The sequence below is a fragment of the Streptomyces sp. NA04227 genome, assembly GCF_013364195.1.
GTDB lineage: Bacteria > Actinomycetota > Actinomycetes > Streptomycetales > Streptomycetaceae > Streptomyces.
This window is the reverse complement of sequence record NZ_CP054918.1, coordinates 1,575,568-1,596,437: the sequence shown is the minus strand read 5'-3', so window position 1 is coordinate 1,596,437 and position 20,870 is coordinate 1,575,568. Positions and strand designations below refer to the sequence as shown.

General features: G+C 70.9%; 17 protein-coding genes. 10 read left to right on the top strand and 7 right to left on the bottom strand.

The genetic code is table 11. From position 1 onward, the window contains the following. Window positions 1–31: 31 nt before the first annotated feature. The 5 genes from HUT18_RS06550 (at window position 32) to HUT18_RS06530 (ending at window position 5,637) form a co-directional block, all read left to right on the top strand. Window positions 32–793 carry a helix-turn-helix transcriptional regulator gene (locus tag HUT18_RS06550; RefSeq protein ID WP_176098648.1) on the top strand — a complete coding sequence of 254 codons (762 nt, stop codon included), beginning with the start codon at window positions 32–34 and terminating at the stop codon, window positions 791–793. A gap of 113 nt (window positions 794–906) precedes the next feature. After that, window positions 907–1,923 (top strand): DMT family transporter, encoded by a 1,017-nt coding sequence (locus HUT18_RS06545; RefSeq protein ID WP_176098646.1) that lies wholly within the window; start codon window positions 907–909, stop codon window positions 1,921–1,923. Between the two features lie 87 nt (window positions 1,924–2,010). Further along, window positions 2,011–2,430: a helix-turn-helix domain-containing protein gene (locus HUT18_RS06540; RefSeq protein WP_176098644.1), complete on the top strand. Its 420-nt coding sequence runs from the start codon at window positions 2,011–2,013 to the stop codon at window positions 2,428–2,430. Between the two features lie 10 nt (window positions 2,431–2,440). Then, complete coding sequence (locus HUT18_RS06535) at window positions 2,441–2,857, top strand: VOC family protein (protein WP_176098642.1); 417 nt, start codon at window positions 2,441–2,443, stop codon at window positions 2,855–2,857. A gap of 374 nt (window positions 2,858–3,231) precedes the next feature. Then, on the top strand, window positions 3,232–5,637 hold the full coding sequence (locus HUT18_RS06530) for an excinuclease ABC subunit UvrA (protein WP_176098640.1): 2,406 nt from the start codon (window positions 3,232–3,234) through the stop codon (window positions 5,635–5,637). A gap of 112 nt (window positions 5,638–5,749) precedes the next feature. Here HUT18_RS06530 and HUT18_RS06525 read toward each other — a convergent pair whose 3' ends face one another. Continuing rightward, window positions 5,750–6,121, bottom strand: coding sequence for an arsenate reductase family protein (locus HUT18_RS06525; protein WP_176098638.1), 372 nt, complete (start codon window positions 6,119–6,121; stop codon window positions 5,750–5,752). Between the two features lie 263 nt (window positions 6,122–6,384). On the opposite strand from HUT18_RS06525, the gene HUT18_RS06520 reads away from it, so the two are divergent. Next, on the top strand, window positions 6,385–6,645 hold the full coding sequence (locus HUT18_RS06520; protein WP_254878938.1) for a hypothetical protein: 261 nt from the start codon (window positions 6,385–6,387) through the stop codon (window positions 6,643–6,645). Window positions 6,646–6,867: 222 nt separating this feature from the next. On the opposite strand, the gene HUT18_RS06515 is transcribed toward HUT18_RS06520, so the two are convergent. The 3 genes from HUT18_RS06515 to HUT18_RS06505 form a co-directional block, all read right to left on the bottom strand. Then, complete coding sequence (locus HUT18_RS06515) at window positions 6,868–7,230, bottom strand: hypothetical protein (protein ID WP_176098635.1); 363 nt, start codon at window positions 7,228–7,230, stop codon at window positions 6,868–6,870. A gap of 341 nt (window positions 7,231–7,571) precedes the next feature. Next, on the bottom strand, window positions 7,572–9,212 hold the full coding sequence (locus HUT18_RS06510; protein ID WP_176098633.1) for a M81 family metallopeptidase: 1,641 nt from the start codon (window positions 9,210–9,212) through the stop codon (window positions 7,572–7,574). After that, window positions 9,209–10,408 carry an ROK family transcriptional regulator gene (locus HUT18_RS06505; RefSeq protein ID WP_176098631.1) on the bottom strand — a complete coding sequence of 400 codons (1,200 nt, stop codon included), beginning with the start codon at window positions 10,406–10,408 and terminating at the stop codon, window positions 9,209–9,211. Before HUT18_RS06505 ends, HUT18_RS06510 begins: the two co-directional genes overlap by 4 nt. A gap of 384 nt (window positions 10,409–10,792) precedes the next feature. On the opposite strand from HUT18_RS06505, the gene HUT18_RS06500 reads away from it, so the two are divergent. From HUT18_RS06500 to HUT18_RS06485, 4 genes are all read left to right on the top strand, one after another. Then, window positions 10,793–12,664 (top strand): peptide ABC transporter substrate-binding protein, encoded by a 1,872-nt coding sequence (locus tag HUT18_RS06500; protein WP_176098630.1) that lies wholly within the window; start codon window positions 10,793–10,795, stop codon window positions 12,662–12,664. After that, entirely contained in the window at window positions 12,661–13,611 is a 951-nt protein-coding gene (locus HUT18_RS06495; RefSeq protein ID WP_176098628.1) for an ABC transporter permease, read from the top strand. The genes HUT18_RS06500 and HUT18_RS06495 overlap by 4 nt, the downstream gene beginning before the upstream one ends. Further along, window positions 13,608–14,513 (top strand): ABC transporter permease, encoded by a 906-nt coding sequence (locus HUT18_RS06490; protein ID WP_176098626.1) that lies wholly within the window; start codon window positions 13,608–13,610, stop codon window positions 14,511–14,513. The genes HUT18_RS06495 and HUT18_RS06490 overlap by 4 nt, the downstream gene beginning before the upstream one ends. 82 nt (window positions 14,514–14,595) lie before the next feature. After that, window positions 14,596–16,914 (top strand): ABC transporter ATP-binding protein, encoded by a 2,319-nt coding sequence (locus HUT18_RS06485; RefSeq protein WP_176098624.1) that lies wholly within the window; start codon window positions 14,596–14,598, stop codon window positions 16,912–16,914. Window positions 16,915–17,035: 121 nt separating this feature from the next. Here HUT18_RS06485 and HUT18_RS06480 read toward each other — a convergent pair whose 3' ends face one another. From HUT18_RS06480 to HUT18_RS06470, 3 genes are all read right to left on the bottom strand, one after another. Further along, the gene (locus tag HUT18_RS06480; protein ID WP_176098622.1) at window positions 17,036–17,782 is read right to left on the bottom strand and encodes a hypothetical protein; all 747 of its coding nucleotides are present in this window, start codon (window positions 17,780–17,782) and stop codon (window positions 17,036–17,038) included. Between the two features lie 92 nt (window positions 17,783–17,874). Beyond that, complete coding sequence (locus tag HUT18_RS06475) at window positions 17,875–19,752, bottom strand: amidohydrolase family protein (protein ID WP_176098620.1); 1,878 nt, start codon at window positions 19,750–19,752, stop codon at window positions 17,875–17,877. A gap of 325 nt (window positions 19,753–20,077) precedes the next feature. After that, on the bottom strand, window positions 20,078–20,845 hold the full coding sequence (locus HUT18_RS06470) for a TetR/AcrR family transcriptional regulator (protein ID WP_176098619.1): 768 nt from the start codon (window positions 20,843–20,845) through the stop codon (window positions 20,078–20,080). Window positions 20,846–20,870: the final 25 nt, after the last annotated feature.

The window sequence follows — 20,870 nt, the reverse complement described above, 5'->3', positions numbered from 1 at the left end:
GGCCGACGAAGTGATGAGGCATTCTGGAGGCATGGCCAGCACCCCGCCTTCTCGTCATGCCGCCTCCGCCGAGCCCTCCGCGAACGGATCCTCGGCTCCCGCCGCGCGCCTCGCCGCGCTGGCGGCGGCGCTGGCCGACGAGACCCGGGCGGCCATCTGTATGGCGCTGCTCGAGGGCCGCGCCTGGACGGCGGGGGAACTGGCCCGGATCACGGGCGTCGCGGCGTCCACGGTCAGCGGCCACCTGGCGAAGCTGCTCGCCGCCGGCATCTGCGTGACCGAACGGCAGGGGCGGCACAGCTACGTCCGTATCGCCGACGCGCGGACCGCGCGGCTCGTCGACGATCTCGCCGCGCACGCCGTCCCCGGCCGGGACGCCGCGCACACCGTTCCGGTGGTGTCCGCGCCGGACCCGCTGGCCCGCGCCCGTACCTGCTACGACCACTTCGCCGGACGTCTCGGCATGGCGGTGACCGATGCCATGGAGGAACGTGAACTCCTGTGTACGGACGGGGTGTTCGAGCTGACGGACCAGGGCCGGGAGTGGTTCGCGCGGGCCGGGGTCGACCTCGCCGGCCGCGGTCGGCGACCGGTGGCCAGCTCCTGCCTGGACTGGACCGAACGCCGCCGCCACCTCGGCGGTCTCGCGGGCGCCCGCCTCTGCGCGCAGGCCCTGCGGCTGGAGTGGGTCGTACGTCCGGCCGAGGGAGGGCGGGGGCTGCTGGTCACCGAGGCTGGTGAGCGGGCGTTCGGGGAACTCCTGGGTGTCGACGTGAGCTTTGTACGTGTGTGATCGCATTTCCGGCGGAGTTCGCGCCCTGGTGCGATCCGGCAGGGACGAGCCACTGTTTCGGCGGATTAATATTTCGGTGGACGCCGAAATGAAGCACTCCTAGAGTGTCGGCCATGAGATCCCGCCTGACGGCTTCCTCGCCCGCCGCGCTCACGGTCGGCGCGGTGTGTTTCACCGTGTTCTCCTGGGCCTCCGCCTTCGTCTCGATCCGCAGCGCCGGATCCGCCTTCTCGCCCGGCGCGCTGGCGCTGGGACGGCTGGCCGCCGCCTCCGTGGTGCTGGTCGTGCTGGTGCTCGTCCGGCGGGAGGGGTTCCCGCCCCGCGAGGCGTGGCGGGGGATCGTAATAGCCGGCGTGGTCTGGTTCGGCGGGTACATGGTCGCCCTGAACTGGGGCGAGCGCCTGGTCGACGCGGGCACGGCGGCCCTGCTTGTGAACATCGGACCGATCCTGATGGCACTGCTCGCGGCCCGGTTGCTCGGCGAGGCCCTGCCGCGCCGGCTGATCGTGGGGATGGCCGTCTCCTTCGGCGGCGCGGTGGTGGTCGGTCTGTCGATGTCCGCCGGGTCCTCCGATTCCTCGGACGGGACCCCGCTGCTCGGCGTGGTGCTCTGCCTGCTCGCGGCGGTGGCGTACGCGGCGGGCGTGATCGCCCAGAAGCCCGCGCTCTCCTACGGAACCCCGTTGCAGGTCACCGCGTTCAGTTGTCTCGTCGGCACTGCGGCCTGTCTGCCCTTCGCGGGACAACTGGCGACGGAACTGCCCGAGGCCCCGGCCTCCGCGACCCTCAACATGGTGTACCTCGGCGTGGTCCCCACCGCGCTCGCGTTCACCACCTGGAGCTACGCCCTCGCGCGCACGCCCGCGGGAAAGCTGGGCGCGACCACCTACGCCGTCCCGGCCATCGTCGTACTGCTCAGCTGGGTCTTCCTGGAAGAGGTACCGGCCTGGCTAACCCTCCTCGGCGGCGCTCTGTGCCTGGCGGGCGTGGCGGTGTCCCGCTCCCGCTCCCGTACGGAACGCCCCGACAGCGACAGCGACAGCGGCAGTGACACCGGCACCGGCAGCGGCACCGGCACTGACACCGACAGCGCAAGCAGCACGGACCGTGCGGGCGCGGACGCCCCCTGACCTCGCCGGAGCCGCCGCCCACCCCTCGGCGGACCGCCCCCACGCTCGTCCCCTCGGCCCCGCCCGCCCCTGTGCGACGCTGGTCAAGTGAACCTGGAGGACCTCGTCCGGCTGCGCCGGGCCCGTGACGTGATGGACCGCGACTACGCGCAGCCGCTCGACGTACCGGCGCTGGCGCGGACCGCCCTGATGTCCACGGGCCACTTCGCCCGCAGCTTCCGTGCCGCCTACGGCGAGACCCCGTACAGCTATCTGATGACGCGCCGGATCGAGCGGGCCAAGGCGCTGCTGCGGCGCGGCGATCTCTCGGTGACCGAGGTCTGTTTCGAGGTCGGCTGTACGTCGCTCGGGTCGTTCAGCTCGCGGTTCACCGAGCTGGTCGGGGAGAGCCCGAGCGCGTACCGGGCCCGCGACCACGGGGACGGCGCGGCCATCCCGGCGTGCATCGCCAAGATCCATACGCGACCGGTCAGGAATGGAGAAGCGAAAGCCGACCCCCGCTCGTAGCGTGAAGCGCATGGACATCAACCTTTCCACCTGCTTCATCGCCGTCGACGACCACGACAAGGCGCTCGCTTTCTACCGGGACGTACTCGGCTTCGAGGTCCGCAACGACGTCGCCTTCGAGGGCATGCGCTGGGTGACCGTCGGCTCGCCCGCGCAGCCCGATCTGGACATCGTGCTCGAACCGCCGCTCGCCGACCCCAACGCCCCTGCGGCCGACCGGCAGGCCATGGCCGAACTGCTCGCCAAGGGCCTGCTGCGCGGCGTCATCTTCCGCACCGACGACGTCGACGCCACCTTCGAGCGCATCGCGGCGGCGGGCGGCGAAGTCCTCCAGGAGCCCACCGACCAGCCGTACGGCGTCCGCGACTGCGCCTTCCGCGACCCGTCCGGGAACATGCTCCGCTTCAACCAGCCCCGCAAGCAGTGAGCCCGACTCCGTAGTCATCCCCGCACGCCGACCGCGGCGGGCCCCGCGGCGGAAAATCTGAGCCCTGCTCCGCGAAGCCGGGGGTTACTCTGGCGGCGAACCCCAAGCCGCCCGGCCGGGCCCGTGACTCCACCAGCCACGGGCCCCGCCGCCCGGTGCCGCGCGCCGAGCGTCCCGACGGACCGCGCCGCCGATACCGGTCAGCCGACACCGCTGACCGGTATCGGCGGTCGCGGCCGGAACCACGCAGGCCGCGCCGCAGCGGACACCGCTCCACGACACAGCCCCACGACAGGGCCCCGAAGCCGCGGGCCCGGGGCGAGCGACACCGACGGGGGCCGAACCGGCCGCCCCGCACGACATTTGGAGACACCATGAGCACGGCCGCGAGCACCCGGACGCAGTCGCCCGAGCCGCATGTCGCCGACAGTCACGACCTCATCCGCGTGCACGGCGCCCGCGAGAACAACCTGAAGGACGTCAGCGTCGAGCTTCCCAAGCGTCGGCTGACCGTGTTCACCGGTGTCTCCGGTTCCGGCAAGAGCTCGCTCGTGTTCAACACCATCGCGGCCGAGTCGCAACGGATGATCAACGAGACCTACAGTGCCTTCGTCCAGGGGTTCATGCCGACGATGGCGCGGCCCGAGGTCGACGTACTCGACGGCCTGACCACCGCGATCATCGTGGACCAGCAGCGGATGGGCTCCGACCCGCGCTCCACGGTGGGCACCGCCACCGACGTCAACGCCATGCTGCGCATCCTCTTCAGCCGCCTCGGCGATCCGCACATCGGCCCGCCCGGCGCGTACTCCTTCAACGTCGCCTCGGTCAGCGCGAGCGGCGGGTTCACGGTCGACCGCGGCGCGGAGAAGACCAAGACCGAGAAGGTGACCTTCTCCCGCACCGGCGGTATGTGCACCCGCTGCGAGGGCCGGGGCACGGTCTCCGACATCGATCTCACCCAGCTCTACGACGACTCCAAGTCGCTCTCCGAGGACCCGTTCACCATCCCCACCTACACCGGCGACGGCTGGGTGGTACGCATCATCACCGAGTCGGGCTTCTTCGACCCGGCCAAGCCGATCCGCAAGTACACCAAGAAGGAACTGCAGGACTTCCTGTACCGCGAGCCGACCAAGGTCAAGATCAACGGCGTCAACCTCACTTACGAGGGCCTGATCCCCAAGCTGCAGAAGTCGATGCTCTCCAAGGACCGGGAGGCGATGCAGCCGCACATCCGCGCGTTCGTGGAGCGGGCGGTCACCTTCACGACCTGCCCCGAGTGCGACGGCACCCGGCTGAGCGAGCTCGCCAGGTCCTCACGGATCAAGAAGCTCAACATCGCCGACGCCTGTGCGATGGAGATCAGGGACCTGGCCGACTGGGCGCGCGAGCTCGACGAGCCGTCGGTCGCGCCACTGCTCACCGCGCTGCGGCGGACCCTCGACTCGTTCGTGGAGATCGGCCTCGGCTATCTCTCCCTCGACCGGGCGGCGGGCACGCTGTCCGGCGGCGAGGCCCAGCGCGTCAAGATGATCCGCCACCTCGGCTCCTCGCTCACCGATGTCACGTACGTCTTCGACGAGCCCAGCGCCGGTCTGCACCCGCACGACATCCAGCGCATGAACAATCTGCTGCTGCGCCTGCGGGACAAGGGCAACACGGTGCTCGTGGTGGAGCACAAGCCGGAGATGATCGCGATCGCCGACCATGTCGTCGACCTCGGCCCCGGCGCGGGTACCGGCGGCGGCACCGTCTGCTTCGAGGGCACCCTCGACGGGCTGCGCGCCAGCGACACCGTCACCGGCCGCCATCTCGACGACCGTGCCGTGCTCAAGGACGAAGTACGCAAGCCCACCGGCATGTTGGAGATCCGCGGCGCGAACGCCAACAACCTGCGCGACGTCGACGCCGACATCCCGCTCGGGGTGCTCACCGTCGTCACCGGGGTCGCCGGTTCCGGCAAGAGCTCGCTCATCCATGGGTCGATCTCGGCCGACGCGGGCGTGGTCTCGGTCGACCAGAGCCCGATCCGCGGCTCACGGCGCAGCAACCCGGCGACGTACACCGGACTGCTCGACCCGATCCGCAAGGCCTTCGCCAAGGCCAACGGCGTGAAGCCCGCCCTGTTCAGCGCCAACTCCGAGGGCGCGTGCCCCACTTGCAACGGCGCCGGGGTGATCTACAGCGACCTGGCCATGATGGCCGGGGTCGCCGTCCCGTGCGAGGAGTGCGAGGGCAAGCGGTTCCAGGCCTCGGTGCTCGAATACCGCTTCGGCGGCCGGGACATCAGCGAGGTGCTCGCGATGTCGGTGGCCGAGGCGGAGGAGTTCTTCGGCGCGGGTGAGGCGCGAACTCCCGCTGCGCACAAGGTCCTTGAGCGGCTCGCCGACGTCGGCCTCGGCTATCTCACCCTCGGCCAGCCGCTCACCACGCTCTCCGGCGGCGAGCGGCAGCGGCTCAAGCTGGCCACCCATATGGGGGACAAGGGCGGCGTGTACGTCCTCGACGAGCCGACCACCGGTCTGCACCTCGCCGATGTCGAGCAACTGCTCGGCCTGCTCGACCGGTTGGTGGAATCCGGCAAGTCGGTGATCGTCATCGAGCACCACCAGGCGGTCATGGCCCACGCCGACTGGATCATCGACCTCGGCCCCGGCGCCGGTCACGACGGCGGCCGGATCGTCTTCGAGGGCACCCCGGCCGAGCTGGTCGCCGCCCGCTCCACCGTCACCGGCGAGCACCTCGCTCAGTACGTCGGCGAGTACGTCGGCGCCTGAGCGAGGCCGTAGTACGACATCCAGCAGCGCGGTGCGCGACACCGGGGCGGGTTCAGGCATCTGTCTGAACCCGCCCCGGTGGTACGGCAGTTGGGGGCATCCCCGGATCGGCTCAGCCGCGCGAGATCGCGTCCCGTACCGCCTCGTCCGTGCGGGCCACCACGGCGGTGCCGTCGTCCGCCGTGATGATCGGGCGCTGGATCAGCCGGGGATGGGCGGACAGTGCGGCGATCCAGCGGTCGCGGCCGGAGGCGTCGCGCGGCCAGGCCTCGCGGTCCTTGAGGCCCAGCTCCTTGGCCTCGTCCTCCTGGGTGCGCGTGATGTCCCAGGGCTCCAGACCGAGCCGGTCGAGGACCGCGCGGATCTCCGACTCGCTCGGCACCTCCTCCAGGTACTTGCGCACCGTGTACGCGGCACCCTCCTCGTCGAGGAGCTTCACGGCCGTACGGCACTTCGAGCAGGCGGGGTTGATCCAGATCTCCATGGGGCCCACGGTACGTGCGGACGGACCCTGGCGTGAATCGGGCGTACGGCATCGTGCGGCGGGTGTACGCGGGGCGTACGCGGGGGTGCGCGCGGGGGCTCGCGGCGACCGCCTCCGAGGGCCACAAAGTGCCTGTGAGCAGGGGTTGTTGTCAGTCCCGGACGGTAGAATAGAAGCAGTGTTCGAGGGAGGGACCGGGGAATTTCCGGTTCTCTTCCGGCCACGACAGGAGGATGCCTGTGCCGTCTGCCGTTCTCGACCAGATGTCCCTGCCGATCGACCTGCCGTACACCCCGCTCGCCAAGAAGAAGCTGCCTCCGGGCCGCCCGCGCGAGTGGTACATCACGCACAACCGCCGTCTGAAGGCCATGCGGCTGGCGATAGCACTCCTGGACTCGGGTGTGCACATGCCCAACCAGGCGCACAACAAGAGGATCCGGGCGACCGCCGAATGCGTCGGGATCCACCCGCCGTCGGACACCACCTGCCACATGGTGCGGGCGCTCATGCGCTACAGCCGCTGACGGCGGGGGAGTAGCGGCCGAAGGAAGCCGAGGAAGCCGAAGCCGAAGCCGGAAGAGGAAACGGGGGGATCCGGGGGGGGGCAAGGAGGAAAGAGGGAGGGGAAAGCGGTACCGGGCGGGTGTTCCAGAATCTTGGGGGAGATCTGGAACGCCCGCCCGGCCCCTGTGGGGGGTGGCGGTCCATGAGGGGTGTGTCACGTACCGCCCACGCGCCGCCGGTTCTCAGCCGCAGGCATCCGCGAGCAAGGGTCCGCTGCCGGAGCCCTCGCCGCGGGGTGCGGCCTCGCCCGGCCGAACGCAGAGGGCGCGGGGTGGGGAGCCCCTGCTCTCGGCGATCCGGTGGACGTCGCGCAGCGTTTCCGTCAACTGGACTGCCAGAAGGTGCAGTTCACCGGCAGTCCAGCGCCGTTCACGCAGCACGCGCGCCGCTTGGTCGAGCAGCTCGGTGGCGTTCGCCAGCCGGACGCTCTCCCAGTTCTGCGCGGCGCATGACGGGCAGCCTTGCCCCTCGTCCACGACCGGACTGTGCCGGACGACGGACTGGGGGCTCGGCGGGAACCGGGGTGTGGTTCGCCCGTCAGTCATGGATCCACCGTTGTGGACGGCGCCCGGTCGGCGCCAATGCCGAAAGGTGATAGTTCCGTACTATCACTGCCCTGCGCTGGGACGTTGCGGGCGGCACCCCTCAGATCGCCGCCAAGCGTCCGGCATGCGGACTCGGGGGCGTACGGAGCGTGGACCGGCGGAACGCGGGAGGAGCGCCGCCGGGGCGACGGTGCACCGGTGGGGGAGGAGCGGTGGAGGGAGGATCGGTGAGGGAGGAGCGATGGGGCCGCGGGCAGAGCCTCGCCCGGGCCGGAAAGACGCGATCCTAGGGCATCGGGCGCCCGGATGTCCGGCCCTCAGGGGTGCAAGGTTCTCCCGCCTCACACCCTGTCGTGCAACGGCGGCAGCAGTACGGGTGTCAGGTCCGGCCCGGACCGCTCCTCGTCGGCGCCGGTGCGAGGGCCCTCTGCGGACGAGCCCTCGGTGAACGGGCCCTCGAAGGCGTCCTCGTCGAAGGGGTACAGCGGGCGTTCGACGCGGTGGTGGCCGAGCCGTGGCAGGTCCTGGTCGACGCCGCCCGGGGTGAGGGCGAGCAGCCAGTCCGCGGCGATGTCGTGGAGTTGCGGTTCCAGATAGCCGATCTTGACGGCCACGACGTCGAACTCCCGTGGATCCAGGCCGAGTCCGCCCTCGGCGGGGCCGGAGAAGTCCGCCAGGGTGTGGAAGGGCTTGCGCCGGCTCGTCAGGACGACGGTGAGTCCGCCGCAGGTGACGGCGGCCAAGTCGCACCCGCTGTCCCGCACCCCCGTTTCCGGCACCACCGCCCCGCCCCCGCGCTGCACGGCCCGCACCGTTCCCGTCAGGCGGTACGGCCCGCCGTGGCCGGTGTCGACCTTGCCGCCGACGTCGAGGGTGACCTCGGCGCCCGTACCGGCCGCGAGGCAGTCGGCGACGGCGGCGGGGTCGGTGATGCCCGCGTGCAGGGCGGTGACCCGGCCGCCGCGGATCTCCTCGTGCGCGTGCAGTACGCGCAGCATGTACGCGAGGTCGCCCGCGCCGCCCGCCGTCGGATTGTCGCCGGAGTCGCTGACCAGGAAGGGGCGTTCGGTGGCGGCGACGGCCCGGGCGACACACTCCTCGGCGGTGCCGGTCGGCCCGACGAACGCGAACTCGCGGCGCGCCCGCCAATAACGCCGGGCCAGCAAGTGCGCCTGGGCGCACGCCAGTTCGGCGTCCTCGCCGGTGACGACCACGGCGGCCCGGCAGCGCGGCTCGTCGGCCCAGGCGTAGCCCACCCAGAGCGCGGCGTCGAGGATGCCCGGCAGCCGCTCCGTGTCGGCGAGCGAGGCGTACAGCGACTTGGCGGGCTCCAGGCGGGTGCTGGTCTTCTCGCCGGGCAGCAGTACCGGGATCTGCGCCCAGGCGCGGTGCGGGCGCAGCCCTTCGGTCAGACAGCGCACGAGATTGCGGGCGGCGCGTTCCCGGGTCACCCAGGCGTCCTCGTGCGGGGCGAGCCGGTGCGCCGTGAGCAGGTCGATCGGGGCCGCGAAGCGGTGGGAGACATTGCCGTGCAGATCCATCGCCGCGGAGATCATCGGGCGCCCACCGACCGGGTCGTCCGGGGTGCCGTTCGCGTCGAGCGCGGCCCGTACCGCCTCGGTCAGGTCCGCCTCCGCGTCGGTGAGGCCCACCACGCTCATGGCGCCGTGGATGTCGTACACCAGACCGTCCAGCGGCCCCGCCGCCCGCAGCCGGGCCACCAGCTCGTCCTTCAGGAGCAGATACGACTCGGCCTCCACCGGGCCGCCGGGCAGGGCCACGGCGTGCAACAGCGGTACCCACTCGACGAGTTCGGCCAGATCGCCACCGGGAGCGGTCCAGGCGTACCGGTCCAGGAGCTCCTGCCCCCGGGTGCGACGGAAGTCCGCGAGGGTGGAGCGGTGCGGACAGAAGGTCGAAGCCTCGATCGCGATACCGCCGATACCGATCCGAAGTCGGCGGTGGGCCAGGGGAGTTGTCATGCCGGTGCGCCTTCTTCCCGCTCGGGCCGGTCGGTGGGCAGGGCGTGGCCGGTGGGCAGGGCCTGGTCGAGTGCGGTCAGTCCGGCGCCGAGCAGGCCCGCGTCGGGTCCGGTGAGTGTGGTCGTGATGTCCAACTCCGCGGTGGCCAGGGGGAGACAGCGTTCGTACAGCACCCCTCGTACGGCCGCGACCAGGGGCTCCGCGGTGGCCAGTGCCCCGCCGAGCACCACTGCCTGGGGGTTGAAGAAGTTGACCACCACGGACAGGACGGAGCCGATGTGGCGTCCGGCCGTGCGGACCAGGGTGGTGGCCCGCGGGTCGCCGTCGGAGATCCGGTCGAGCAGTGCCGCCGTGTCGGTCAAGTGCACGCCCTGGCCGGCGAGTTCGGCGGTGAGGGCCGCGCCGCTGGCCACCGTCTCCAGGCAGCCGATGTTGCCGCAGCTGCACGGCCGTTCCTCGGCGGCGTCCACGCGTACGTGGCTGATGTCGCCCGCACAACCGGTCGCACCCGCGTACGGCCGTCCCGCGCTGATGATCCCGCAGCCGATACCGCGCCCCGCCTTCACGACCACCAGATGCTCCAAGTGGCCCCGGGCGGCGCGGTGTTCGCCGACGGCCATCATCGTCGCGTCGTTGTCGACGGTCACCGGCATACCGAGCCGCTCCTGGAGGACCTCCCGGAGCGGATAGCGGTGCCAGCCGGGCATCCGCGACGGGCTGAGCACCCGGCCTTCGCCGGCCTGAACCGGACCGGGGAACGCCACCCCGAAACCACGCACCGTGTGCCCTGACTCGCCCTGGACGCGGGCGAGTTCGGCCACCCGCTCGCACAGCCAGTCCACCGCGGGCTCCGGTCCCGCCGTGAGGTCGTACGGATGGTCCACGGCCGTGACGACCCTGCCGCCGAGGTCCACCGCGCCGATCCGCGCGTGATGGCTGCCGAGGTCGGCCGCGAGCGCGACGCCACCCTGCGGCCGCACCCGCAGCAGCCGGGGCCGCCGCCCGCCGCGCGAGGCACCCTCGCCGTGCTCGGTCAGCAGTCCCGCGCTCACCAGCTCCTGGACCCGGGCCGAGACGGTGGACGGCGCCAGGCCCAACTCCCGGACGAGACCGGCCCGGGAGTCCGCCACCCCCGAAGAGACCAGGCCGAGAATCCGCTGCGCCGAATCCGGCTCGGCTCCGGGCACTCCTGCCATACGGCTCCACGTCCTCGTCCTCGTACTCGTCGGTGTTCCGGATCCCGCATCCCGGCCCCTTCGACCGGTTGGTTCGGTGAGTTGGTTCGGAAAGGCCGATCAACTCTACTTACGACAGAAGGAAGTTGACCAGGAGTGGGAATTCGGCGAGCACCGCCGAGAACCTGCCGCCCTCCACGCCAATGCGCTGCTGACCAGTGACTTCGAACCATTCGGCAACATCCGGCGCCGATTCGATGCCCTTCTCAACTCACCTTCTTCTGCTCGCAGTTGACGCCCACCGATCCGAAGGAAGCCCTTGACTTGCTTTTCGCGGTGGCTCTAGCGTCCAAGCGCCGCCCCGCCCCCACGGCGGCGTCCACATCCCCTTGGAGGCTTCCCGCCATGCGTTCAAGGCAACGATGTCAAAGACCGGGACGCCGCCCGCTCCTGGTCTCGCTGCTCACCGCGCTCACCCTGTCGGCGCTCGGCGGCTGCCTCCAGGAGGGGCGCACCATCCCCATGGCGGCCCCGACCGGCGGCGTGCCCGTCAAGGGCGGCACCGTGACGATGGCGCTGCCCCCTGCGGCCACCCCGAACTGGATCCTGCCGATCGGCGCGCCGGGCTACGGGGCCTCGTACAACGCCGCGATCCAGTCGTTGCTCTACACCCCGGTCTACGACCCCGTGCCCGCCGCCAAGGGTGGGCTGACCACCCACGGGCCCAGCACCCTGGGACTGGCCCCGCGCTGGAGCGAGGGCAACAGGTCGGTGACCGTGCCGCTGCGCAAGGGCGTGCGCTGGTCCGACGGCAGGCCGGTGACCGCGCGCGACGTGGAGTTCTGGTTCAACCTGGTGAAGGCCAACAAGGCGTCCTGGGGCGCCTATTCGGTGGGGGTGATGCCGGACAACGTCACCCGCTTCGAGACCCTCGACGCGCACACCGTGCGTCTGCACCTGAACCGCGCGTACAACCCGGACTGGTTCACCGCCAACCAGCTCACCCTGATGCGGGCGCTGCCCCAGCACGTCTGGGGCGCGCGGCGCGACGGCGGTCCGACCGGCGACTTCGACCGTACGCCCGCCGGAGCCAAGGCGGTCTTCGCCCGGCTCACCGAGCACGCCAAGAGCCTCGGCCGCTACGGCAGCGACCCGCTGTGGCGTACGGTCAACGGCCCCTGGAAGCTGGCGGGTTGGCGGGACAACGGCCAGGTCACCATCGTCCCGAACGAGAAGTACACCGGGCCCGCCTCCGAGCGTCCGCGCCTGGACAAGGTCGTCTTCAAACCCTTCACCACGGCCGACTCCGAGTACAACGTGCTGCGTTCCTCCGGCGTCGACTACGGCTACATCCCGCCCTCCGTGATGGCCCAGAAGGACCGGTTCGAGGAGCGGGGCTACCGGGTCGACCCGTGGGAGGGCTGGGCGGTCACCTATGTCGTCCACAACTTCAACTCCACCCGGAGTTCAGCCCTGTTGAGGCAGCTCTACATCCGACAGGCCATGCAGCACCTGGTCGATCAGAAGGCCATCTCCGAGGTCATCTGGCGGACCACGGCCACCCCGACCCTGGGCCCGGTGCCGCTCACCCCGAGGAGCCAATACCTCTCGCCCGCCATGACGCGCGATCCGTACCCCTTCTCCGTGGCCGCCGCGCGCAAGCTGCTCACCGAACACGGCTGGCGCGGCGTCGACGGCGGGGCGGCCCGCTGCGAGCGGCCGGGCACCGGACGGGGGCAGTGCGGCAAGGGCATCAAGAAGGGGCAGCAGCTCCGCTTCACACTGCTCTCGCAGTCCGGGTCCACCGAGACCACGAACATGATGCAGGAGCTCAAGTCCTCGCTGAGCAAGGCCGGAATCGAGCTGACGATTCGCCAGCAGCCGCTCAACTCGGTGCTCGGCAACTCGATTCCGTGCACCGCGAAGGACCCGGGCTGCGACTGGGACATGTCCTTCTTCGGCACCGCCGGGTCCTGGTACTACCCGCTCAACCCCAGCGGCGAGCAGCTCTTCTCCACCGGCGCCGCGGCCAACTTCGGCAACTACAGCGACCCGGAGGCCGACCGGCTGATCCGCGCCGTGCAGTTCTCGCCCGACATGAAGGCCGTGCACGCCTACGGGGAGTACCTCGCCCGGCAGTTGCCGGTGATGTGGCTGCCCAACCCCGCGTACCAGGTCTCGGTGATCCGCAACGACCTGCGCGGCATCGAGCAGAACCCGACGGTCTCCTTCGCCCCGCAGCACTGGTACTACGTCAGGAAGGAAACGGACCGATGAGCGGCTTCCTGTTCAAACGGTGCCTCCAGGCGCTCGTCGTGCTGTTCCTGGTCTCGCTGATCGTCTTCACCCTGCTGCATCTGCTCCCCGGCGGCCCGGCCCGCGCGATCCTCGGTCCCAAGGGCACCCCGGAGCAGATCGCCGACTTCAACCACCAGGAGGGGTACGACCGTTCACTGCCGACGCAGTATCTGGCCTACCTCGGCGACCTGTTCACCGGCGACCTCGGCGACTCGTACAAACTCAACTCGCCCGTATTCGACCTGCTGCGGCAACGGCTGCCGAAAACACTGCTGTTGACCGTCCTGTCCACGGCGCTCGCCGTCCTGATCGCCGTCCCGCTCGGCCTGTTGCAGGCGGTGCGCCGCGGCAAGCCGTCCGACTACCTGCTCACCGGCGTCACCTTCCTGCTCTACGCGACCCCGGTCTTCTTCCTCGGCCTCATCATGATCATGCTCTTCGCGCAGGTCGTCCCGCTCTTCCCGGCCGAGGCACCCCAGGGCGAGAGCGTCACCTCCCTCCTCGCCGACGTACGCGGCCTCGTCCTGCCGGTGGTCACCATGGCCTTCGGCATCGTCGCCATGTTCAGCCGCTACATGCGCTCGGCCGTTCTCGACAACCTCGCCGAGGACTACGTACGCACCGCCCTGGCCAAGGGCCAGTCCGGCCGCCGGGTGCTCGTCCGGCACGTCCTGCGCAACGCGCTGATCCCGCTCGCCACCCTGCTCGGCCTCTATCTGCCCACCCTGTTCAGCGGTGCCCTGGTCGTCGAGTCGATGTTCAACTACCCGGGAATGGGGCTGCTGTTCTGGAACGCGGCGCAGGCCTCCGACTTCCCCGTACTGCTCGGCGTCACCCTCGTCGTCGGCATCGCCACCGTCGTCGGCTCCCTGCTCACCGACATCCTCTACGCGGTCCTCGACCCCCGGATCCGGAGCGTGGCATGACCACCACCACCGTCCCCGCCACCGCGCCCGGGCACGAGGAGGCCACCGAGGCCACCCCTTCACTGGCCCGCCGCACGCTGCGCGTCTTCCGCCACAACAAGCTCGCCCTGACCGGACTCCTCGTCCTCGGCCTGCTGTGCGCCTTCTGCTACCTCGGCCCGCTGCTCTTCCCCACCGAACAGGTCCACACCGACCTGTCCCGGGCCAACCTCTCGCCGGGCACCGACGGCCACCTCCTGGGCACCACCGACCTCGGCTACGACATGACCGGACGGCTGATGGTCGCGGGCCGCACCTCCCTGGAGGTCGGCCTCGCCGCGGGCCTGCTCGCCACGGTCTTCGGCACCCTGTACGGGGCGGTGGCGGGCTATGCGGGCGGCTGGCTCGACGCCGTGATGATGCGGATCACCGATGCCGCCCTCGCCATCCCCGCGATGTTCCTGCTCGTCGTGGTCGCCGCCCTCACCACCCCCGGCAAGGGCACCCTGATCCTGATCATCGCCTCGGTGGCCTGGCTCTCCCCGGCCCGGCTGGTACGCGGCGAGGCGCTCGTCCTGCGGCAGCGCGAGTACGTCCAGGCGATGCGGATGATGGGCGGCGGTCCGGGCCGCGCCGTCTTCCGGCACATCCTCCCGGGTGCGATCGGCACCGTCCTCGTCAACTGCACCTTCCAGGTCGCCGACGCCATCCTCTACGTCAGCTATCTCGCCTTCCTCGGTCTGAGCGTCCCGCCGCCCGCCGCGGACTGGGGCTCCATGCTCTCCGCCGGCATCACGTACACCCAGAACGGCTACTGGTGGCTGATCATCCCGCCCGGCCTCGCGATCGTGCTGGTCGTCGCCGCCTTCAACTTCATCGGCGACGGACTGCGGGACGCCTTCGAAGTACGGCTGCGGCCGTGAACGTACCGCCGCCGCCGGAACCGCGATCCGGCCCCGGCGCCCGGTACGCGCCAACTCCCGGAACCAGGAAGGGGCAGCCCCGATGAAGGAGCCGACCGAGGTGCCGACGGCCCGGGCGCGAACGGCCGGAGCGCCCACCGTGCCGCCGACCGGAGCGCCCACCGCGCCGCTGCTGAGCATCGAGGATCTGCACGTCTCGATCACCGCGGGCGAGCGCACCGTGCACGCCCTGAACGGGGTCGGCCTCGACCTGCGGCACGGCGAGGCACTCGGCATCGTCGGCGAGTCCGGCTGCGGAAAGACGATGACCGCGCTGGCCGTTCTGGGCCTGCTCCCGCACGGCGCACGCGTCACCGGCGGCCGGGTGCGCTTCGACGGCAGGGACCTCACCTCGGCGGACCCCACCACCCTGCGGGCGGTACGCGGCAACACCGTCGGCATGGTCTTCCAGGACCCGCTGACCTCCCTCAACCCCACCCTGACCATCGGCGCCCAGGTCGCCGAACCCCTGCTCCTGCACAAGGAGTTGAGCCGCAAACAGGCATGGCGGCAGGCCGAGGAGGCGCTCGGCCTGGTCGGCCTGCCCCGGCCCGCCGAGCGGATGCGGGCCTACCCCCACCAGCTCTCCGGCGGCATGCGCCAGCGCGTCGCCCTCGCCATGGCCCTGGTCTGCGAACCGAGTCTCCTGATCGCCGACGAGCCGACCACCGCCCTCGACGTCACCACCCAGCACCAGATCCTGGAACTCGTCGACGACCTGCGCCAACGCCTCGGCATGGCCCTCGTCCTGGTCACCCACGACCTCGGCGTGATCGCCCGCCGGGTCGACAAGGTGGCGGTCATGTACGCCGGCCGCATCGTCGAACAGGCCGGTGCCCACCAGCTGTTCACCGCACCACGGCACCGCTACACCCAGGCACTCTTCGAGGCCCTGCCCGAACGCGCCGCCCACCGCGCGGCACCCCTGCGCACCATCCCCGGCCTGCCGCCGAGCCTGACGGTACGGACGAAGGGGTGCCCGTTCGCGCCTCGGTGTACGCACGCGAGTGCCGAATGCCGGGGCGAGGAACCGGAGTTGGTGCCTGTGGGACAGGCGGGACAGGGTGGCGAGCAGGAGCACTCGCACGCATGCTTCCATCCCGCGGTGCCATTGGCGGGTGTTGGCGCGCGCACTGGTGAGGGCGCGGGTGTCCGTACCGACACGGACGGCACCGCCATGGAAGCGGAAGCGGAAGCGGAAGAGGTGGCGGAAGCGGAGGTGGACGCCAGGACGGGCCGTGTCGCCCCCGCCCCCGTCCTGCTCGAACTCGACGCGCTGCACAAGGAGTTCCCCCTCGCGGGCGGCGTCTTCGCGCGCCGCCGGGGATCGGTCCAGGCGGTCGGCGGGGTGTCCCTGAGGCTGCGGCGCGGGGAGACCTTCGGGCTCGTGGGGGAGTCGGGCTGCGGCAAGACGACACTCGGGCGCATCGTCGCGGGCCTGGAGGAGGCGACTTCCGGCGAGGTACGCCTGGAGGGCCGGGACCTCGCCCTGCTCACCCGGACCGAGCGCCGTGCCGAGCGCCGCCGGATCCAGCTCATGTTCCAGGACTCGACCGCGGCCATGGACCCGAGAATGCGGGTCGGCGAGATCCTGCGCGAGCCACTGGCCATCCACCGCTACGGGACCCGGGGCGAACAGGAGTCCCGTACCGCCGAACTCCTCGACGCCGTCGGCCTGCCCCGCGGCGCCAAGCACCGCTACCCGCACGAGTTCTCCGGCGGTCAGCGCCAACGCCTGGGCCTGGCAAGGGCGTTGGCCCTGGAACCGGATCTGGTGATCGCCGACGAACCCGTCTCGGCGCTGGACGTCTCCGTCCAGGCCCAGATCCTCAACCTGATGCGCCGCCTCCAGCGCGAACGCTCCCTGACCTACCTCTTCATCTCGCACGACCTGTCCGTGGTGCGCTACCTCGCCGACCGGGTCGGCGTGATGTACCTCGGCAGACTCGTCGAGTCCGGACCGACGGAGGAGGTCTTCGCGCGCCCGCTGCATCCGTATACGAGGGCACTGCTCGGCGCGGGGAGCGCGGCGGCCGTCCCGGAGCCCGGTGCGGGTACGGATACGGGTACGGGTCTGGGTCCGGGTACGAGTACGGCGGGCCCGGCCACGTTGCGGGGCGAGCCGCCGCTGGGGCCCGCGCACGCCACGGCCCCCGTCTCGGGGTGCCCCTTCCGCCCTCGCTGCCCGAAGGCACGGGACCTGTGTGCGGAACGGGAACCGGCCCAGCTCGGCCCGGGCGTGGACGGCCACCGGGCGGCCTGCCACTTTCCGGTCGAGGTCGAGGTCGAGGTCGAGGTCGGGGCCGAGGTCGAGTACAAGGCCGAGGTGGCGAAGGGTGAGCTGCCGACTCACGATAAGTGACCGACTCACGCTGAGTAGCCGGGAATAGCCAGGAGTGTTTGCGAGCAGCCAGGCGGGTTTGCGAGCAGTCAGGAGCAGCCAGGGGCCAGGAGCAGCCAGGGCGGGCAGGCCCACGCCGGAGTCACTGCGCCGAGGGCTTCCCCGCGATCGCGTTGTACGCGGCCACCCGCATCCGGCGCATCCAGTCCTCGCGCGTCTCACGCCGCTCGGCCCGTAGCGCCTTCTTGCTGCCCTCGGGATATCTGCGCCGGGCCCACGGCGAGCCGGGCCGGGCCAGCCGTATCGCGCCCACGAGTGCGAAGACCGGAAGCAGCAGCCCGATCAGGCCGGTGAACACCTTGCCCTTGGTCAGGGCGATCACCGCCAGCGCACCGTTGACGAGGATGGTCGACAGCGCGTCCCAGCCGACCACCGGCGACCCGCGCGCGGTGTCCTCGTTCACGCCGAAGGGCGCCGCGCCGATGAGCAGCAGCCCGGCCAGGGCGGCACCGAGTACGACGGCGTCCACCGACAAGCGGCCCTCGCCCGTCCAGTACACGTCCTCCAGATGCAGTACGAGCGCGAACTCGTCGAGCACCAGCGCGGTGCCCACCCCGAACAGCCCGGCGAGGATCTCTGTCCAGGGTCTCTCCGAGCCGAAGGGGGAGACCAGTCCGAACCCCGCCACGACCATGAACACGATGCCGAAGACGACGTGGTGCAGATGAAAGCCCTCGCCCTCGATGTTCCCGGGCCACCACGACACCTCGGCCCGGATCATGCGGACACTGAGCCGGATGAACAGAAAGGCCACGATGAACGCCACGAGCATGATCAGCAGCGGCTGTTTGCCCGGGTCCACGATGGTCCGTGTGTACCAGTCGGTCACCCCTCCAGCCTGACACCGGACGGGCCCGGGCGCAGATCAGGGCGGGGCGGCCCTGCCGTACTGCCACGGTGGGCCGCCCCTCCCTGATCAGCTCACGCCGCCGAGGCGACCCCAGTGTGCGTACCGCTCGTGCTCTTCGTGCTCTTCGTGTCCTTCGTACGAGCCGTCGCCGCGCCGCGGGACCCACGGGCGCCGTCGACCGCGCTGCCGGTCCGCCCCCGCGTGCCCACCCTGAGGAACTGCCCGCTGCCCCACTGTGTCCCGAAGCCCTCGGTGAACTCGCCGTCACGCCAGGCGACTTGGCCGTTGATGACGGTGGCGGTGACGGTGGCGTCGTTACGGTTCACCAGGCGGCGCAGACCGCCGTACGCGGGGACGGCGTTCTCGTGCAGCTCGTCCACCGAGGCATCGAGGCGCTCGGGGTCGATGATCGCGAGGTCGGCGCGGTCGCCGCGGCGCAGGAAGCCCGCGTCCAGGCCGTACCACTCGCCGAGCTCGCCGGTCAGCCGGTGCACGGCCCGCTGCGGGCTGAGGAACGGCTTGTCCGTACCGCGTGCCTCGTGGACCCTCTTGAGAAGCCGCAGGTGGTAGTTGTAGAAGGCCATGTTGCGCAGGTGGGCGCCCGCGTCGCCGAAGCCCATCTGGACGCCGGGGTTGGCGGCCAGCTTGTCCGCGTAGCGCGGCCGGTCGTTGGCCACGGTGGTGTGCCAGCGCACCTTGCGACCGTGCAGCACGACCAGGTCCAGGAAGGCGTCGATGGGGTGCAGCCCGCGCTCGTCGGCGACCTGTCCGAAGGTCTTGCCGACCGTGTTCGCCTCCGGGCAGGCGACGATGTGGGCGTCGTGCAGGTTGCGGTGCCAGATCCGCGGGGTCAGCTTGTTGTCGTACTCCTTGCGGAACTGCCGCCGGAACGACTCCTGTTGGAGCAGTTCGTCGCGCTCCACCTCGTCCCGCAGATGCAGGGCCGCGGCACCGGCGCCGAACTCCTCGAAGACGACCAGGTCGATGCCGTCCGCGTACACCTTGAACGGGACCGGCAGATGCTGCCACTTGAAGTCGGTGCCGGCGAACCGGTTCAGGAGCGGCGCCGCGTACAGCATGAAGTGGACGAGGAAGGGATACGCCTTCGAGTCGGCGGCCGAAAGCAGCGAGGTACGCAGCGGGCGGCGCCCGAAGAGCCCCGAACTCGCCGCGAAGAACTTGGCGATGTTCGGTGTCAGGCTGATGTTGGGCGCGCTCTGCAGGATGCGTCCCCGGGAGCGCAGTACCTCGTTGAGCGCCTTGAACTCGCGGGAGCGGGCGTACGTCGAGGGCAGTGAACGGGACCGGTAGGCCTCGCCGTCGATCTTGTCGAGCGTGTTCGTCATGGACGACAGACCGAGGAACCCCTCGTCGAGCGCGTCCTCCAACAGCCCGGTCATACGCCGGAGTTCGGCCCCCGTCGGCTTGGTCGCCCGGGTCACGGAACGGCCGAGTCCCAGCGTGTGCACCCGGATGTCGGAGTGCCCGAGGAAAGCCGCGGTGTTCGGGCCGAGCGGCAGCCCGTCGAGGTGCCGTGCGTACTCGGCGGGCGTGGCCCAGTCGCGGTGCTCGTTCAGGATCGACATCACCGACTCGCGCGGCACCGCCTCCACCCGGCTGAAGATGTCCGCGCACTCGTCGTCGGAGGCCGTCACGGTCGACAGTGAGCAGTTCCCGAGCACGACGGTGGTCACGCCGTGCCGTACGGACTCGGTCAGCCCCGGCAGGGCGAGGACCTCGGCGTCGTAGTGCGTATGGATGTCGAGGAAGCCCGGGGTGACCCACTTCCCCCGGGCGTCGAGCACGGTGGTGTCCGGCCCCACGGGCAGCGCCTCGGTGGAGATCTCGACCAACACCCCGTCCCGCACGCCGAGTTCACGCCGCAGCGGCGCACTCCCGGTGCCGTCGAACCACAGTCCGCCCGTGACGATCAGATCCAGCTCGGCCATGACGTTGCTTCCTCTCGTCGGCGGGGCGTCGATGGGACGTCCACGGCGGACGGTTCCAGCGGGCTCGTCGAGCGTACACAGAAAGAGGGTACGTTGTGTACCCCATAAATGGGGAGGGTGGCTGGAGGCGTGGCGAAGGGTGTCGCCGGGTGCGGCTGTGCGTACGGGTGCGCGTACGGGTGTGGCTGTGGGCGAGGGGCGGGGGGTGGCGTTGTGAGCAGGCGGCGAAATGACTGCACAGGAAGGGGCGGTGGCCTCGTGGCGCCGTAGGTGAAATAGCTTGCGGGGGACGGGAGTTGGCGCCCGGGCGTGCTCGCCCGCGTTCTCAGTCCGAGGTCGCCGGAGGGGCCGCGGCCGCCGGAGTCGGAGCCTGAGCCGTAGGCGCCGAGGCGGAATCGCTCGGCGGCGGCAGCGGCAGCCAAACGTCCGGGTCGAGCTCGATGCCCTCGGCGCGGAGTGCATCGTCCAGGGTGAGCCAGACCCAGCGGGAGAGGCGCTGGGCGAGTTCGTCCTCGGTGATCTGGGAGGGGTCGGCCATCCAACGGCTGGTCGCCGCCTCGATGAGGCCGACGATGCCAAAGGCGAGCACGTCCACCCACTGTGCGGGCATGTCCAGCTCGAACGCGGCGGTGTAGTCGCGGAAGAGCCCGGCGAGCATGGTGGCCATGGCGCTCTTGACGTCGTGCACCGCCTGACCGGCACCGGAGGGGGAGTCGGCGGTCTGGCGCAGCAGATAGCGGTAGAGATTGCTGTGCCGGGTGAGCCACTGCAGATGCGTACGCACCGCCGCCTCGACGCCGTCCCGTGGCGTACTGCCCGAGTACAGCACCGGCTCCAGCTCCGCCGCGATCATCTCGGTCACGCGCTCGACCAGCGCCCGGTTCAGATCCGCGGCATCGCTGAAGTGCTTGTACAGCCGGGTGCGTGCCACTCCCGCCTGCTCGGCGATCTGCTCGGTCGACACCTCGGGACCGTGCAGTGCGACGGCCTCGATGGCGGCATCCACGAACTCGGCCCGCCGCCGCTCCCGCTGCCCGGCCCACCGAGTCGCCCGCCCGTCGGGCGCACGTCCGCCGTTCGTGCTCGCACCCATGGCGGCGAGTCTACTGAGCTGCTCG

What these genes read in the sequence shown, in the direction of transcription:
- HUT18_RS06550 (WP_176098648.1), top strand. Translation starts at nt 32, where the DNA reads ATGGCCAGCACCCCGCCTTCTCGTCATGCCGCCTCCGCCGAGCCCTCC.
- HUT18_RS06545 (WP_176098646.1), top strand. Translation starts at nt 907, where the DNA reads ATGAGATCCCGCCTGACGGCTTCCTCGCCCGCCGCGCTCACGGTCGGC.
- HUT18_RS06535 (WP_176098642.1), top strand. Translation starts at nt 2,441, where the DNA reads ATGGACATCAACCTTTCCACCTGCTTCATCGCCGTCGACGACCACGAC.
- HUT18_RS06530 (WP_176098640.1), top strand. Translation starts at nt 3,232, where the DNA reads ATGAGCACGGCCGCGAGCACCCGGACGCAGTCGCCCGAGCCGCATGTC.
- HUT18_RS06525 (WP_176098638.1), bottom strand. Translation starts at nt 6,121, where the DNA reads ATGGAGATCTGGATCAACCCCGCCTGCTCGAAGTGCCGTACGGCCGTG.
- HUT18_RS06520 (WP_254878938.1), top strand. Translation starts at nt 6,385, where the DNA reads ATGTCCCTGCCGATCGACCTGCCGTACACCCCGCTCGCCAAGAAGAAG.
- HUT18_RS06515 (WP_176098635.1), bottom strand. Translation starts at nt 7,230, where the DNA reads ATGACTGACGGGCGAACCACACCCCGGTTCCCGCCGAGCCCCCAGTCC.
- HUT18_RS06510 (WP_176098633.1), bottom strand. Translation starts at nt 9,212, where the DNA reads ATGACAACTCCCCTGGCCCACCGCCGACTTCGGATCGGTATCGGCGGT.
- HUT18_RS06505 (WP_176098631.1), bottom strand. Translation starts at nt 10,408, where the DNA reads ATGGCAGGAGTGCCCGGAGCCGAGCCGGATTCGGCGCAGCGGATTCTC.
- HUT18_RS06500 (WP_176098630.1), top strand. Translation starts at nt 10,793, where the DNA reads ATGCGTTCAAGGCAACGATGTCAAAGACCGGGACGCCGCCCGCTCCTG.
- HUT18_RS06495 (WP_176098628.1), top strand. Translation starts at nt 12,661, where the DNA reads ATGAGCGGCTTCCTGTTCAAACGGTGCCTCCAGGCGCTCGTCGTGCTG.
- HUT18_RS06490 (WP_176098626.1), top strand. Translation starts at nt 13,608, where the DNA reads ATGACCACCACCACCGTCCCCGCCACCGCGCCCGGGCACGAGGAGGCC.
- HUT18_RS06485 (WP_176098624.1), top strand. Translation starts at nt 14,596, where the DNA reads ATGAAGGAGCCGACCGAGGTGCCGACGGCCCGGGCGCGAACGGCCGGA.
- HUT18_RS06475 (WP_176098620.1), bottom strand. Translation starts at nt 19,752, where the DNA reads ATGGCCGAGCTGGATCTGATCGTCACGGGCGGACTGTGGTTCGACGGC.
- HUT18_RS06470 (WP_176098619.1), bottom strand. Translation starts at nt 20,845, where the DNA reads ATGGGTGCGAGCACGAACGGCGGACGTGCGCCCGACGGGCGGGCGACT.